General features: G+C 65.9%; 11 protein-coding genes. 3 read left to right on the top strand and 8 right to left on the bottom strand.

Features of this window, described 5'->3' with window-relative positions; genetic code table 11:
- Positions 1 to 44: 44 nt before the first annotated feature.
- On the top strand, positions 45 to 1,331 hold the full coding sequence (locus F6X37_RS20475; RefSeq protein ID WP_090802732.1) for an EAL domain-containing protein: 1,287 nt from the start codon (positions 45 to 47) through the stop codon (positions 1,329 to 1,331).
- A gap of 35 nt (positions 1,332 to 1,366) precedes the next feature.
- Positions 1,367 to 2,083: a copper homeostasis protein CutC gene (locus F6X37_RS20470; protein ID WP_187612570.1), complete on the top strand. Its 717-nt coding sequence runs from the start codon at positions 1,367 to 1,369 to the stop codon at positions 2,081 to 2,083.
- A 17-nt stretch (positions 2,084 to 2,100) separates the two neighbouring features.
- Here F6X37_RS20470 and F6X37_RS20465 read toward each other — a convergent pair whose 3' ends face one another.
- From F6X37_RS20465 to F6X37_RS20430, 8 genes are all read right to left on the bottom strand, one after another.
- The gene (locus tag F6X37_RS20465; RefSeq protein WP_187612569.1) at positions 2,101 to 5,688 is read right to left on the bottom strand and encodes an indolepyruvate ferredoxin oxidoreductase family protein; all 3,588 of its coding nucleotides are present in this window, start codon (positions 5,686 to 5,688) and stop codon (positions 2,101 to 2,103) included.
- Positions 5,689 to 5,931: 243 nt separating this feature from the next.
- On the bottom strand, positions 5,932 to 6,894 hold the full coding sequence (locus F6X37_RS20460; protein WP_187612568.1) for an ion channel: 963 nt from the start codon (positions 6,892 to 6,894) through the stop codon (positions 5,932 to 5,934).
- Between the two features lie 226 nt (positions 6,895 to 7,120).
- Positions 7,121 to 7,366 carry a hypothetical protein gene (locus F6X37_RS20455; RefSeq protein ID WP_187612567.1) on the bottom strand — a complete coding sequence of 82 codons (246 nt, stop codon included), beginning with the start codon at positions 7,364 to 7,366 and terminating at the stop codon, positions 7,121 to 7,123.
- A 77-nt stretch (positions 7,367 to 7,443) separates the two neighbouring features.
- Entirely contained in the window at positions 7,444 to 7,674 is a 231-nt protein-coding gene (locus F6X37_RS20450; RefSeq protein WP_018419210.1) for a hypothetical protein, read from the bottom strand.
- Positions 7,675 to 7,827: 153 nt separating this feature from the next.
- On the bottom strand, positions 7,828 to 8,736 hold the full coding sequence (locus F6X37_RS20445; RefSeq protein ID WP_187612566.1) for a carbohydrate kinase family protein: 909 nt from the start codon (positions 8,734 to 8,736) through the stop codon (positions 7,828 to 7,830).
- Positions 8,733 to 10,034 carry an AGE family epimerase/isomerase gene (locus tag F6X37_RS20440; protein ID WP_187612565.1) on the bottom strand — a complete coding sequence of 434 codons (1,302 nt, stop codon included), beginning with the start codon at positions 10,032 to 10,034 and terminating at the stop codon, positions 8,733 to 8,735. Before F6X37_RS20440 ends, F6X37_RS20445 begins: the two co-directional genes overlap by 4 nt.
- On the bottom strand, positions 10,031 to 11,017 hold the full coding sequence (locus tag F6X37_RS20435; RefSeq protein WP_090805561.1) for a LacI family DNA-binding transcriptional regulator: 987 nt from the start codon (positions 11,015 to 11,017) through the stop codon (positions 10,031 to 10,033). The genes F6X37_RS20440 and F6X37_RS20435 overlap by 4 nt, the downstream gene beginning before the upstream one ends.
- Before the next feature lie 371 nt (positions 11,018 to 11,388).
- On the bottom strand, positions 11,389 to 12,414 hold the full coding sequence (locus tag F6X37_RS20430; RefSeq protein ID WP_187612564.1) for a bile acid:sodium symporter family protein: 1,026 nt from the start codon (positions 12,412 to 12,414) through the stop codon (positions 11,389 to 11,391).
- Positions 12,415 to 12,968: 554 nt separating this feature from the next.
- Here F6X37_RS20430 and F6X37_RS20425 point away from each other — a divergent pair.
- Positions 12,969 to 13,505 (top strand): hypothetical protein, encoded by a 537-nt coding sequence (locus F6X37_RS20425; protein WP_316251988.1) that lies wholly within the window; start codon positions 12,969 to 12,971, stop codon positions 13,503 to 13,505.
- The last annotated feature ends 140 nt before the right edge of the window (positions 13,506 to 13,645 follow it).

The following is a 13,645-nucleotide window of genomic DNA, read 5'->3' as shown; positions in this document are numbered from 1 at the left end:
GCCGGTCGCGCTCGGACCGGCCGGCTCTCGCGTGAGAGGATTGCATGACGATTGCGCAACAGGACAGGGCGGCGAGCGTGCCGCACGGCTTCGAGGTCGAGGTGAGCTCGGGCCTTCAACGCTATTCGGTGCAGCACGGCGAACTGACGCTTACCAGCGTGTTCCAGCCGATTTTCAGTCTGTCGCACCTGCGCGCGGTCGGCTATGAGGGCTTGCTGCGCGCGCACGACGCGCTCGATCGCGCGGTGTCGCCGCTCGATGTGTTCGGCGAGGCCGCGCGCCTCGGCGACGCGCTGCAGATCGACCGGCTGGCGCAGACGCTGCATCTGGAGAACTTCAAGGTGCTCGGCGCCGAGCGCGAATGGTTGTTTCTGAACGTGCACCCGGGCGTGCTGACCGACCCGTATCTCGCGGCCGCTTTGCTCGCCAATCTGCGGCGGCTCGATCTGTCGCCGCGGCGCGTCGTGCTCGAAGTGCTCGAGCAGAGCGCCGAAGATCTCGATCGACTCGCCGACGCAGTGCGCGAGTTTCGCGAGCGCGGCTTCCTGATCGCGCTCGATGATTTCGGCGCCGGCCATTCGAACATCGAGCGGATCTGGCAACTGAATCCCGACATCGTGAAGCTCGACCGCGTCATGCTGTCGCATGCCGCGCATCGCGCCGACATGGCGACGATCCTGCCGGGGCTCGTGGCGATGCTGCATGAAGCGGGCAAGCTCGTGCTGATCGAGGGCATCGAAACCGAGCACGAAGCGCAGATGGCGCTCGCCTGCAATGCCGACTTCGTGCAGGGCTTTTTCTTTGGCCGGCCGAATCCGGGTGTTGCCGATCCGATCCACGCGGCGGTTTGCATCGGCGAAGTCACCGAGCGTTATCGTGAGCAGGCCGAGGCACGCGAGCGGCGCAGCGCAAGTCGGCTCGCGCCGTATCTGCGCGCGTTCGAGCGCGCCGCGGAGCGTCTCGCCGCCGGTGAGCCGCTCGACGAGGTGTGCTGGAATTTCCTCGCGCTCGATCACGTGGCGCGCTGTTTTCTGCTCGACGCGAAGGGGCGCCAGGCCGGCCGCAACGTCGTGCTGCGCGCCGATCGCGCGGCGCACGAAACGCGCTTTCTGCCGCTCGCCGACGCGCAGGGCGCGAACTGGCTGCGTCGTCCGTACTTCAGCGTCGCGATCAATGCGCCGGAGCGGGTGCACGTGACACGGCCGTATCTGTCGATCAACGAGGCGTTGCCGTGCGTGACGCTGTCGGTGGCAACGCGCGTCGGCAGCGAGACCTGCGTGCTGTGCGGCGATATCGACTGGGTCGAAGACGAACGCGACGCGCGCATCTGACATGATGTCGTTTTCAACGACACCAGGTTGCGCTCATGTCCGTGCTGCTCGAAGTGATTGCCACGACCGTCGCCGATGCGCGCGCTGCCGCGCAGGCCGGTGCCGACCGTCTCGAACTCGTGAGCGCGATGGGCGAGGGCGGATTGACGCCGAGTGTGGGGTTGATCGAGGCGGTGGTTTCAGCGCTCGGCGTCCGGGCAGCCGGCGTACCCGTGAACGTGATCGTGCGGCCGCATAGCCGCGCGTTCGTCTACGACGCCGACGACTACGCGGTGATGCTGCGCGACATCCGGGCCGTCAAGGCGGCCGGCGCGAACGGCATCGTGATCGGCATGCTCGATGCCGAGCGGGCGATCGACCGCGAAGGTCTCGCGCGCGCGTGCGAAGCTGCCGATGGACTCGCGATCACGTTCCATCGCGCGTTCGACGAGGCGCGCGATCTGCGCGAAGCGCTCGACGTATTGCTCGGTTTCGAGGCGGTGACGAATGTGCTGACGTCGGGCGGACAGCCGTCGGTGCTGCGGGCGCAAGCGACGATCGGCGAACTGCTGCGGCAGGCTGCCGGTTCGCATTGCACGGTGCTCGCCGGTGCCGGCTTGACGGTCAATGCGGTCGCGGAGTTCGTGAGCAAAACGCACGTGGAGGCCGTGCATTTCGGCTCCGGCGTGCGTGTGAACGGCAACGGACTCGCGCCGGTCGATCCGGCGAAGGTGATGCAGGTGAGGGCGCTGCTCGACGCAATGCAACGGTGAGCAGCGCAACGAACCACTTACTTCGCGACCACCACCGGAATGCCGCGCAATTGCCCGGCGCCCTTCATCTCCTCGAGCGACTTCTTCACCGCGGCACCCGTCGCCGCATCGATGCCGAGACGCGCGGCGAGGTCATGCTCACCACGCTTGACCCCCGCCAGATTCGCCAGCTTCACGTGCCCATACCCGCGCACGCGCGCATGCAGTTCAGCGAGTTTCGCGACGTCGTCGAGATGGCCCGCGTCGAGTTTCGCTAGCGCACGGTGCAGCGTGGCTTCGTAATCGCTCGCGAGTTCGCGCTCCATCTTGCGCTCGAGCGTGCGGCCGAACGGATCGAGCGCAGAGCCACGCAGACCGCGCCATTTCGCGAGCAGGCCGAGCACGGGCCACATCCACTGACCATAGGTTTTCTTCGTCGGCACGGCGCCGGGCTGCGCACGCGTGAGCGTCGGCGGCGCGAGGTTGAAGCGGATCGTGAAGTCTTTGCCGGCGACGCCCTCGAACTGCGCTTCGAGCGCATCGCGGAACGCGGTATCCGTATGCAGACGCGCAACTTCGTATTCATCCTTTACCGCGAGCAGCCGATAGAACGTGCTCGCGACCGCTCGCGTCACGCGCTCGCTCGCCGCATCGACGGCGGTTTCCGCGCGCCGTGCCGCATCGACGAGCGAGCGATACCGCTTCACATAAGCCGCGCCGCCATACGCGAGCAGCCGTGCTTCGCGATGGGCGATCAGCTCGTCGAGCGTATCGACCCGCACGCTCGGCTTCGGTGCATGACGCGACTGCCACAGCGATTCGAGCGCGGCGGGATCAGCCGCGGCCATGCGCCCGATCGAGAACGCGAGCTGGTTCATCTGCACGGCGACGTTGTTCAGTTCGATCGCGCGCATCATCGCGGCGAACGACACCGGCACGAGACCGAGCTGCCACGCGAAACCGAGCATCAGAATGTTCGCGCCGATCGTATCGCCGAGAAAACGCGTTGCGAGCGCTTGCGCGTCGCACGTCGACATACGCTCTTCGCCGGCCGCGTGACGCATCTTGTCGATCAGCGCGTCGGCATGCAGCGTCGCATCCGGGTTCTGCACGAAGCTCGCGTTCGGAATCGCATGCGTGTTGACGACGATGCGCGTGCGGCCATGTCGCACCGTCTGCAGTGCATCGGCACTCGCGCCGACCACCATGTCACAGGCGAGCAGCACGTCGGCCTGCTGCGTGTCGATGCGGACCTGGTTCAGCCATTCGTCGCGGGCGGCAAAGCGCACGAACGACAGCACCGCGCCGCCCTTCTGCGCGAAGCCCATGAAGTCGAGCACCGACGCGCTCTTGCCTTCGAGGTGCGCGGCCATGCTGATCAAGGCGCCGACCGTCACGACGCCGGTACCGCCGACACCCGTGATGAGGATGTCGTACGGCGCGGCATCGAGTTGCGTCGCGGGAATCGGCAACGCGTCGACGTGCGTGGCGAGCGCCTGCGGATCGAACGCGTCGCCCGCGGCTTTTTTCAGCGTACCGCCTTCGATGGTGACGAAGCTCGGGCAAAAGCCGTTCACGCACGAGTAGTCCTTGTTGCACGACGACTGATCGATGCGGCGCTTGCGACCGAGCGCGGTTTCCACCGGTTCCACCGACAAACAGTTCGACTGCACGCCGCAATCGCCGCAGCCTTCGCAGACTTCCTCGTTGATGAAGAGCCGTTTGTTCGGGTCGGGGAATTCGCCCTTCTTGCGGCGCCGGCGTTTTTCGGCCGCGCAGGTCTGGTCGTAGATCAGCACGGTCACGCCGTCGGTGTCGCGCAACTGGCGCTGCACCGCGTCCATCTCGCTGCGATGGTGAAACGTCGTGCCCTGCGGAAACTGGCCGTGATGGCCGTCGTATTTCTCCGGCTCGTCGCTGACCACGACGAAGCGCGACACGCCCTCGGCTTCGACCTGCCGCGCGATCTGCGGCACCGAGATGCTGCCGTCGACCGGCTGGCCGCCCGTCATCGCGACCGCGTCGTTATAGAGGATCTTGTAGGTGATCGTCGCGTTCGCGGCGACCGCCTGGCGGATCGCGAGAATGCCGGAGTGAAAGTAGGTGCCGTCGCCGAGATTCTGGAATACGTGGCGGGTTTTCGTGAACATCGAATGCGCGGCCCAGTCGACGCCTTCGCCGCCCATCTGAATCAGCCCGGTCGTGTCGCGCTCCATCCACGACGCCATGAAATGACAGCCGATGCCCGCCTGCGCGATCGAGCCGTCCGGCACTTTCGTCGACGTGTTGTGCGGGCAGCCGGAGCAGAAGTACGGCGTGCGCTTCACGCTGTCCGCCGCGTTCGACAGGATCTGCGGCGCGACCAGATCGACGACGCGTTCACGGCGATCGAGCGCCGGCTTGTGCTTCGCGAGCCAGTTCGCGAACACCGGGAGAATGCGCGACGGCCGCAATTCGCCGAGCGACGACAGCAGCAACGTGCCATCTTCGGCGTGCTTGCCGATCACGACCGGCCGTGTGCCTTGTGTGCGGTTGTACAGATAGTCCTTGATCTGTTGCTCGATGACCGGGCCTTTCTCTTCGATCACGAGCACTTCGGACAGACCCGACACGAACGCGTCGATGCGCGTCATCTCCAGCGGAAACGACAGCCCGACCTTGTAGATGCGCACGCCGGCCGCGTCGAGATCGGCGACCGTCAGATCGAGCCGGCGCAGCGCTTCCATCAGATCGAGATGCGCCTTGCCACAGGTGACGATGCCGACATTGGCGTGCGGGCTCGGCGCGATCCATTTGTCGATGCTGTTCATGCGCGCAAACTGGCGCACCGCGTCGAGCTTCGCGTGCAGACGCGCTTCGATCGTCAGGCTCGGCAGATCGGGCCAGCGGTTGTGCAGACCGCCGGCTGGTGCTTCGAATTCCGGTGGCGGTGTCCATCCGGTTTGCAGCGCGTCGAGATCGACGGTCGAGCCCGATTCGACGGTCTCCGAAATGGCCTTGTAGCCGACCCACGCACCGGAGAAGCGCGACAACGCCCAGCCATACAGGCCGAATTCGAGCATGTCCGCGATGTTCGACGGATTCACGACCGGCATGTGCCAGCCGATCAACGCGAAGTCGCTCTGATGCGGCATCGACGACGACACGCAGCCGTGATCGTCGCCCGCGACCACCAGCACGCCGCCGTGCGGCGACGAGCCGTACGCGTTGCCGTGCTTCAAGGCATCGCCCGCGCGGTCGACGCCCGGGCCTTTGCCGTACCACATCGCGAATACGCCATCGACGGTGCGCTCGGGATCGGCTTCGACGCGCTGCGTGCCGAGCACGGCGGTGCCGCCGAGTTCTTCGTTGATCGCGGGCAGAAAGCGGATGTCGCTCGCGGCGAGCAGTTTTTTCGCCTTCCACAACTGCTGATCGACCATGCCGAGCGGCGAGCCGCGATAGCCGCTGATGAAGCCGGCCGTGTTCAGGTTGCGGGTCTTGTCGAGCGTGCGCTGCATCAGCGCGAGGCGCACGAGCGCCTGAGTGCCGGTCAGAAAGATCCGGCCGCGCGTCGCGGTGAGATTGTCGGAAAGCTTGTAGTCGGCGAGAGCGGGCGTGCCGTCGATGGGCAGGCGAGCGGTCATGGGGGAGTCTCCAATGTTCTGGCTTCGCGCGCGGGCGGTGGGGTCACGGATGCCGCGCAGCGAAAGAGACTCTATTTTTTAGCGCTCGTGAGAGTGAATTATTTCTTCTTTAATCGGGCGTGCGCGAATGGGCGCGACGAGTCGCGCGTTTCGGCCCGCTTTTGAGCCGGATTTGCCACGCGGCGGCGCGCTTCGGGTATGCCCTGGGGTATCGTGAGGCGGCGAATGGGACGATGGCTGTTGCTATTGCGCCGTGTTCGCCGCGATGTCCGGTTGGAGCGGTGCCGCATCGAGCGGCACGATTTCGTCGAAGTGCGCGTAGTCGATGTGGCTCACGCCGTCGCGCTCACTCATGATGTCGACGAACCGGTGCTGCCAGACGATCTGGTCGCAAGTCCACATGTGGCGCGCCTGCATGGTTTGCGACGTCGATTCGTCGATGCCTTCGAGCGTGAGCAGCAGCGACACGTCGCGGCCTTTCAACGATTCGGCGTTTTCGCCGAACAGCGGGCTCGCTTCGTCGATGATGTGCATCAGCGTCCAGCCGAGCTTGAAGACCGGGTGCTGGTCGCGCACCAGCGCGAGGTCGTAGAGCTTGCGCAGCGTAAAGCCTTCGATCGAGGTCTCCAGACGCATGATGCGCAGCCGCGCGCGTGCCTCGGCGATCACGTTCTGACGCGCGTTGGCCGAGCGCACCATCAACGTCATGCGGCCGTCGATCGGCCGGATCACCGCGTAGCGCGCGAACATGATCTTCGCGTGCGGCCGCGAAAAGCGCGCGAAGATCAGCCCGGTCGCCAACGCGATGCTCGACATGCCGATGAAGATTTCGAGCGTCGCGATCCAGTGCGCGTAGACGGTTTGCGGATGCATGTCGCCGTAGCCGACCGTCGCGAGGGTTTCGACGCTAAAGAAGAATGCGCCGCCGAAGCCCTTCGGAAACTGATTCGCGATCGGAGCGTCGCCGAGCATGTAGAGCATGGCGAACACGATGTTGAGCAGCAGGAACAGCAGCGCGAGCGACACGAAGAACCCCGGCCAGCGCACGCCGAGCGCGCGGTGATACAGGTCTTGCCACAGCGGCGTCGGCATGCCGTGCGCGATCACCACGCGATCGTCGAGACGCATTTCGCGACTGCCGCGCGCGCGGCGCCTCGCGTCGGTGTCGCCGAGCGTGGAAAAACGGTCTGACGGTTCGCTTGCCATCACGCGCTCGTGGGAATGAAGACGTGGACAGCGTAGCATGGCGCGCTGCGCGAGTTCCCGCGCGGTGCGAAGGCGGCGCGGCGCGATGTATCGCCAGGGTGCGAGGTTGCGCGATGCCGTCGTCGAAATGCTTCCGGGCGCGTCCCGGAATTCAGGCTGGGTCAGGTCGCGTCACGCGCGGCGAGCGGGTCGGACGCAGCCGCGCACCACACCCACCCACCCGCCGTCACGGAAACACGCGCGGTTTCGGAATTCCCGCGCCATGCTCGATATCGTCGACCGCCTGCAGATGCGCACTTTCCACCGCTTCGGCCTGCTCGGCATAACCCGCGTCGCCGCCGACCGTGGTCCACGCCTTGACGGCCTTCTCGCGATGACGGATTTCGTATTCCGCGTCCCAGCGCGCGCCACTGAGTTCGAGCGGACGAACGTGAATCGAATACACGCCGTATTGGAACAGCTGTTCAGCCATGATCGCCTCCAGCCGGCCGATCCGGCAGCGGCGCGCCGATGCGCGAGGACGCGCGACGCGCTGCCCCTTGGTTCGGCCTACAGTTCGATTTCCCCGAGGATACGATGTGCGAGCGCTTTGGCTTCTTCGAGCGCTTCTCCCGGCGTCGACGACGTCGAGTCGACTTCGTAGAGCGTGGTTTCCTGATCGGCGCTGGGTTCGCCTTCGTCGCGCGCGAGGGTGACGACACCTTGCCAGGCGTCATGTGCGACTTCTCTTATCGACGCGGTGGCCGTGTAGAGCCCTTTGGTGTAGGTGACGTCCTCCATGGCCTCGCTCCTTTTCGCAAAGGTTTCGATGTTTTCATCCTAGCACGGCGTGGCGGGATCGGTTCCCGCCCGGGGCAGCTTCGCGCCGCGCGACGTGCTCGACATCCGTTACGCTACGCGCGCCCCAGGGCAGCAGAATTACAGCGCCGCGTGTTATAGCAGCGCGACCACCTCGTCGAGCGTCGGCGCGTGCGCACCGGCGTGGCCGCAAGCCGCCGCGCCGGCCGCGAGCGCGAACGCGAGATGCTCGGGCCACCCGCGTTGCGGCGCGCTCATCAGGCTGAACAGCAGACCGCCGATCGACGCATCGCCCGCGCCGACCGTATCGACCACTTCGACGCGCGGCGGCTTCGCCTCGATCACCGCGGCGCCGTCGAGCAGCATCGCCGCTTCGGGGCCGCGCGTGACGAGCACGGTGGCGGCGGGATTCATCGCGCGCAACTGCGCGAGCGCGGCGGCTTCGTCGCTGGTCTTGAAGATCATGCGCAGGTCTTCGTCCGATACCTTGATCAGATCCGCGAGCGCCGCCATCTTGCGCAGCGTCGGCTCGTAGCCGTGCTCCATCAGGTTGCGATAGTTCGGATCGAAGCTGATCTTCACGCCGTGCGAACGCAACTCGGCGGCGAGTTGCGCCAGTGTGTCGCCGAGCGGCTGACGCACGAGGCTGATGCAGCCGAAGTGCGCCCACTTCACCGCGTTCATCCAACCGGCGGGCAGCTTCGCCGGCTCGAACGCGAGGTCGGCGCCGTTCTCGCCCATGAAGAAGTACGCGGGCGGATGCGTCTGATGCACGATCGCGAGCAGCGGCGGGCGCTCGACGCGCTGCAGGAAGCGCATGTCGAGGCCGGCCGCGACGCTCGCGTCCCACAGCTCGTCGGAAAAGTTATCGACGCCGAGCGAGCCTGCGCACGCGGTCGGCAGGCCGAGCCGCGCGACGCAGCGCGCGGCGTTCCAGCCCGCGCCGCCCGGACGCGACAGCCAGTGCGATGCGCCGGTGCGCACGAGATCGGTCAGGATGTCGCCGGCGGATACGAAAACGGGGAGGTTGGTCGTCGCGCTCATTGTGCTTTCTCCGCGGAAGCCGCTGCGGCGGGAGCGGCTGATTCAGCCGCAGCGTTTTCGCCGAGCGCGTGGGCGAGCACTTCGTAGCACGCGCCCATCGTGTGATAGTCGGTCTTGCCGGCCGGGCTCTTTTCGTCGCTGTACTTGCGGTTGTCGCAGGTGAGGATGCGATACCAGGCGCCGTACTTGTGGTCCACGAAGTGCGTCCAGCTATAGCGCCAGATCTCGTCGTACCAGTCCCAGAAGCGCTCGTTGCCGGTGCGCTTGCCGAGCAGCGCGGCGGTCGCGAACGTTTCGGCCTGCACCCAGAAGTACTTGTCGTGATCGCACACGGTGCCGTCGGGGCCGAAGCCGTAGTAGAGGCCGCCGTGGTCTTCGTCCCACGCGTGCGTCATCGCGGCGTCGAACAGTTCGATCGCGCGCGGCAGCAGCCACGGCAGCGGACGGAAGCGTTCGAGAATCAGCAGCAGCTTCGCCCATTCGGTCTGATGACCGGGCTGGAAGCCCCACGGACGGAAGATGTTCGAGCTGTCTTCCTCGTTGTAGTGCCAGTCGACCGACCAGTCCGCGTGAAAGTGCTCCCACACGAGTCCTTGCGACAGCTTCGCCTGGCGCAGCGTGATATTCGACGCCACGCGCTCGGCGCGATCGAGATACACCAGATGACCGGTCGCTTCGTGCGCGGCGAGCAGCGCCTCGGTGGTATGCATGTTCGCGTTCTGCCCGCGATACGTGCTGACATGCCAGTCGGCCGACGCGTCGTCGGCATAGAGGCCGGCGGCGGCGTCCCAGAAGCGGTGCTCCATCAGCTCGAAGGTCGCGCCGATCATCGGCTTCGCTTCCTCGATGCCGGCCATCGACGCGTGCGAGTACGCGAGCAGCACGAACGCGAGGCCGTAGCAGTGGCGCGTCGCGTCGAGGGTGCGCTGTTTGCCGTCGCGCCATTCGATTTCCCAGTCGTAGCCCTCGTGCTGCGAGTCCCAGTGCGCGTCGCGCAGAAAGCGCAGGCCGTGGCGCGTGTATTCGAGGTGCTTCGGGTCGCCGAACTGCCGGTACGCCATCGCGTAGTTGAACACGTAGCGGCAACTGCTGACCAGGTGGCGCGTGGTGCGGTTGTAGATCGAGCCGTCGTCGCGCAAGAAGTGGTAGAAGCCGCCGCTCGGGTCGAGCACGTTCGGCGCATAGAAGCGCAGCGTGTCTTCGATGTGCGTGAGCAGAAACTCGCGCTTGCGGAAGCTGGCGAACGGCGGCGCCTTCGCGGCGTCGCTGGAAAGTTGAAGCGGATCGGTTAGCGTCATGGCGTTTTCACCAAAGTACTGGCTCGGGCAACGAGTTGAACGGGCAAGCGGACTTCGAGTTCGGCGGGCGAGTCTTCGAGCAGCAGTTCGACGCCGCGTCGGCCGAGCGCTTCCTTGTCGACCGCGATCGTCGATAGCGGCGGGGTAGCGTGGGCGGCGGCGGGGATGTCGTCGAAACCGATGATCGCGATGTCGTCGGGCACGCTGAAGCCGCGCGCGAGACACACGCGCAGCGCGGCAAGCGCGGCGGCGTCGTTGAACGCGAATACGGCGTCGGGGCGCGGGCCCGGCGCGTCGAGCAGGCGCTGCATCGCGCGCGCGGCGCCGGTGTCGGGATCGAGCCCGGCGTCGATGTTCACTTCGAGCGACGGATCGAACAGCAGCCCCGCTTCGAAGAATGCGCGCCGGTAGCCGAGCGCGCGCTCGGCGATGCTGAAGTGCGCGAGCGAGCCGCCGATGAACGCGACGCGCTTGCGCTGCTGCGCGAACAGATGGCGCATTGCGAGCGTGGCGCCGCCGGCGTTGTCGAGATTGACCGAGCGCAAGCCCGGCGACCATAGATCGATCAGCACCAGCGGGCGTTGCATCGCGACCAGCGTGGCGAGCGTTTCGGGCTCGACGAAGCCGGCGATCGCGACGGCGTCGGGCGCGTGCAGGCGCATCTGGTGAATCACGTCCTCGGTCGGCCCGGCAGTCAGCACCGACGGCACGATGCCGCGCTCGCGGCACGCGTCTTCGACACCGTGCAGCACGTGCGAGAAGAACGGGCTCGCGGCGAAGTTGTTGTGCTGACGATGCAGCAGGAAAGTTAGCCGGCGGATGCGCGGACGCAGCTGCGCCGAGTCGTAGCCGAGCTGGCGCGCCGCTTCGACGACGCGTTCGCGCGTGGCCTCGGAAAGGCCCGGCTGATTCTTGAGCGCGCGCGACACGGTGCCGATCGAAACGCTGGCGGCGCGGGCGACGTCGCGGATGGTTGTGGCCATCGAATGAAGCTGCCGCGCGAGGCGAGGCAGCACGGGTTCAGGTCGGGCGATTGTATAGTAAAACGCAGCTAAAGCCGCCCGCAAAACGCCAACCCGACACAGGTAAATACCCGTATTGTATGGAGTTGTTGGAAATTAAGTTGTTTAGTAAAACAGACTAAACGGCAGGCGTGCCGCCGTTTTCGGGACGGTTCGAGAATCGTCCTATGCCATCCGGCCGAGGCGACAGCGAGAGCGTTTGCGCGTGAAATAACGACAAGGGCCAGTGAAGAGCCAAAAAGAAAAGCCGCCCGAAGGCGGCTTGCTTCACACGATCAAAACGACGCTCAGGGAGGGCGCTTATGAATGTCCTGTTTGCATTGCGTGTGTTTTCAACGGCGCGCGACGGCGGCGGCGGGTCGCCGCGCCGCGGCATTGCTCTCGCCGCTGAGGTCGCGGGCGCCCCAGCGTTGCGCGAGCGCGGCGCAGACCATCAACTGGATCTGGTGGAACAGCATCAGCGGCAGCACCACGGCGCCGACCGCATGCGACGCGAAGATCACCTTGGCCATCGGCACGCCGGCGGCGAGGCTCTTCTTCGAGCCGCAGAAGATGATGGTGATCTGGTCCGCGCGGCTGAAGCCGAGCCGCTTGCTCGCGAAGATCGTCGCGGCCAGCGCGAGCGCGAGCAGCACGGCGTTTACCACGACGAGGCCGCCGAGCGCGGACAGCGGAATCGTGTGCCACAGGCCTTCGGTGACGGCCTCGCTGAACGCGCCGTACACGACGAGCAGGATCGAGCCCTGGTCGACGAACTTCAGCACGCCGCGATTCTTCTCGATCCACTTGCCGATCAGCGGGCGCAGCAGTTGGCCGGCAACGAACGGCACGAGCAGTTGCAGCACGATGTTGCCGATCGTATGCCACGGCGACGCACCGCCGCTCGCGGCCTGATTCGACACGATGACGCTGACGAGTGCTGGAGTGACGAAGATGCCGAGCAGGCTCGAGGCGGACGCGCTGCATACCGCGGCCGGCACGTTGCCCTTGGCAATGGACGTGAACGCGATCGACGACTGGACCGTCGACGGCAGCGTGCAGAGGAAGAGGACGCCGGCGTAGAGCGACGGCGTGACCAGCGGCGAAAGGACCGGTTTAAGCGCGAGGCCGAGCAGCGGAAACAGCGCGAACGTGCTCAGCAGCACCACGAGATGAAGGCGCCAGTGCGTCGCGCCCGCAATGATCGCCTCGCGTGACAGCTTGGCGCCGTGCAGGAAGAACAGCAGGCCGACCGCGATGTTCGTCACCCAGTTGAACCCCGCGGCGGCCTGTCCATGAACGGGCAGGAAGCTGGCGAGGATCACGGTGCCGACGAGGCACAGGGTGAAGTTATCGGGCAGGAATTTCGGGCGGGCCATGTCGCAATCTCGATTCAATGACGCGGTGTAAGCATGGGACGGGTCTGTCAGGCGTGGTCCATGCCAATGGAAAGCGGCTATTGTTGTCGAAAGCCGATTGAAAACGCAAATTCATTTGCCGAATCGATTAATGAAGTTTGCGCATCGACTCCCCAATCAGGCCGAGCCCATTCGTGCGACGCGCCAGGTTTCAGTATTGGCGAGGTGCTTTCTCGCGACAAACCGTTTAACCATTGACGTTGCAAGCGGCGTTTATTTGCAACAAACGGCGCCCGCGCGGGCTAGGCGAAAACGCCGGCCAGCAGCCGCCGAGGCGCGTCCGCACGAGGCCTCCGGCGCGGAAAAACACCGCAGTAACAGGGTGTTACATCCACCGACGAGACCTAACACTTTTTGGCTCGACACCCTCTGCCCCCGACCATAAATTACTCGTTCAAAGGCCGCAGGGATGCCCTGCGCCGCGACAGGAGCGCGGCGCTTTTCTCCTCCCGCAACAGGTCCATCGCAGCTCGAACGGTGGATTTCAGGCAAGTCTTCGGGCGTGAGAGTCACAGGTGGACGGGTTGTCGAGAACGAGGCACTGGGCGTGGGGCGCGGTCATCGCCGTGCTGTGCTCGTTCGCCTATGCGAAGGAGCCGGGTGGGCCGCATGGCGGCGGTGCCGCCGCGGGCGGCGCTTATTCGCGCGACACTGCCGGGCGCGCGCCGCGCATGGAAATGCGTGGCGACGGCCGTTATGCCGGTGCGCGCGGCGCACCTGCTCCGCGCGGCTCGCGCAATGCGATGGCTTCTCGTGACGCACGCGCGCAGCGCGGCAACCCGAATATCGCGGACGCCAATTTCGGTTATGGCTTCGGCAGCTACGAGTCCGGCATGCGCCGTGTCGGCGATCCGTCCGGCTATGCGGGCGCGATCACGCCGGTCAGCGCGGAGTCGCGTCCGGTGCCGCATCCCCCGTCCAACATGCCGATGCGCAACGGCTCGATCCGCGCCGACGTCGCCCGCTACAACGAAGAGCGTGGCGCAGCGCGCCCGATGCAACGCCCAGCCGACGATCCGCGTCAGCCGGGCGGTTCACCGTACCGGAATTAGCTGAGCGCGATTTCGCAAACCACCGCACCGCCCCAACCGCAGTCCCGAAACCCGTCTTCCAGATCCTTCCCGCGATCCCTCGCGCGGCTTCGCGCGCCTTCCTCTGCGCCGTAGCCCCGAATCTGACGTTTCGACGCCAC

The organism is Paraburkholderia sp. 31.1 (assembly GCF_014397645.1).
Taxonomy (GTDB): Bacteria; Pseudomonadota; Gammaproteobacteria; order Burkholderiales; family Burkholderiaceae; genus Paraburkholderia; species Paraburkholderia tuberum.
This window is presented reverse-complemented; position numbering and strand designations above follow the sequence as displayed.

What these genes read in the sequence shown, in the direction of transcription:
- F6X37_RS20460 (WP_187612568.1), bottom strand. Translation starts at nt 6,894, where the DNA reads ATGGCAAGCGAACCGTCAGACCGTTTTTCCACGCTCGGCGACACCGAC.
- F6X37_RS20440 (WP_187612565.1), bottom strand. Translation starts at nt 10,034, where the DNA reads ATGACGCTAACCGATCCGCTTCAACTTTCCAGCGACGCCGCGAAGGCG.
- F6X37_RS20470 (WP_187612570.1), top strand. Translation starts at nt 1,367, where the DNA reads ATGTCCGTGCTGCTCGAAGTGATTGCCACGACCGTCGCCGATGCGCGC.
- F6X37_RS20445 (WP_187612566.1), bottom strand. Translation starts at nt 8,736, where the DNA reads ATGAGCGCGACGACCAACCTCCCCGTTTTCGTATCCGCCGGCGACATC.
- F6X37_RS20450 (WP_018419210.1), bottom strand. Translation starts at nt 7,674, where the DNA reads ATGGAGGACGTCACCTACACCAAAGGGCTCTACACGGCCACCGCGTCG.
- F6X37_RS20435 (WP_090805561.1), bottom strand. Translation starts at nt 11,017, where the DNA reads ATGGCCACAACCATCCGCGACGTCGCCCGCGCCGCCAGCGTTTCGATC.
- F6X37_RS20465 (WP_187612569.1), bottom strand. Translation starts at nt 5,688, where the DNA reads ATGACCGCTCGCCTGCCCATCGACGGCACGCCCGCTCTCGCCGACTAC.
- F6X37_RS20430 (WP_187612564.1), bottom strand. Translation starts at nt 12,414, where the DNA reads ATGGCCCGCCCGAAATTCCTGCCCGATAACTTCACCCTGTGCCTCGTC.
- F6X37_RS20475 (WP_090802732.1), top strand. Translation starts at nt 45, where the DNA reads ATGACGATTGCGCAACAGGACAGGGCGGCGAGCGTGCCGCACGGCTTC.
- F6X37_RS20455 (WP_187612567.1), bottom strand. Translation starts at nt 7,366, where the DNA reads ATGGCTGAACAGCTGTTCCAATACGGCGTGTATTCGATTCACGTTCGT.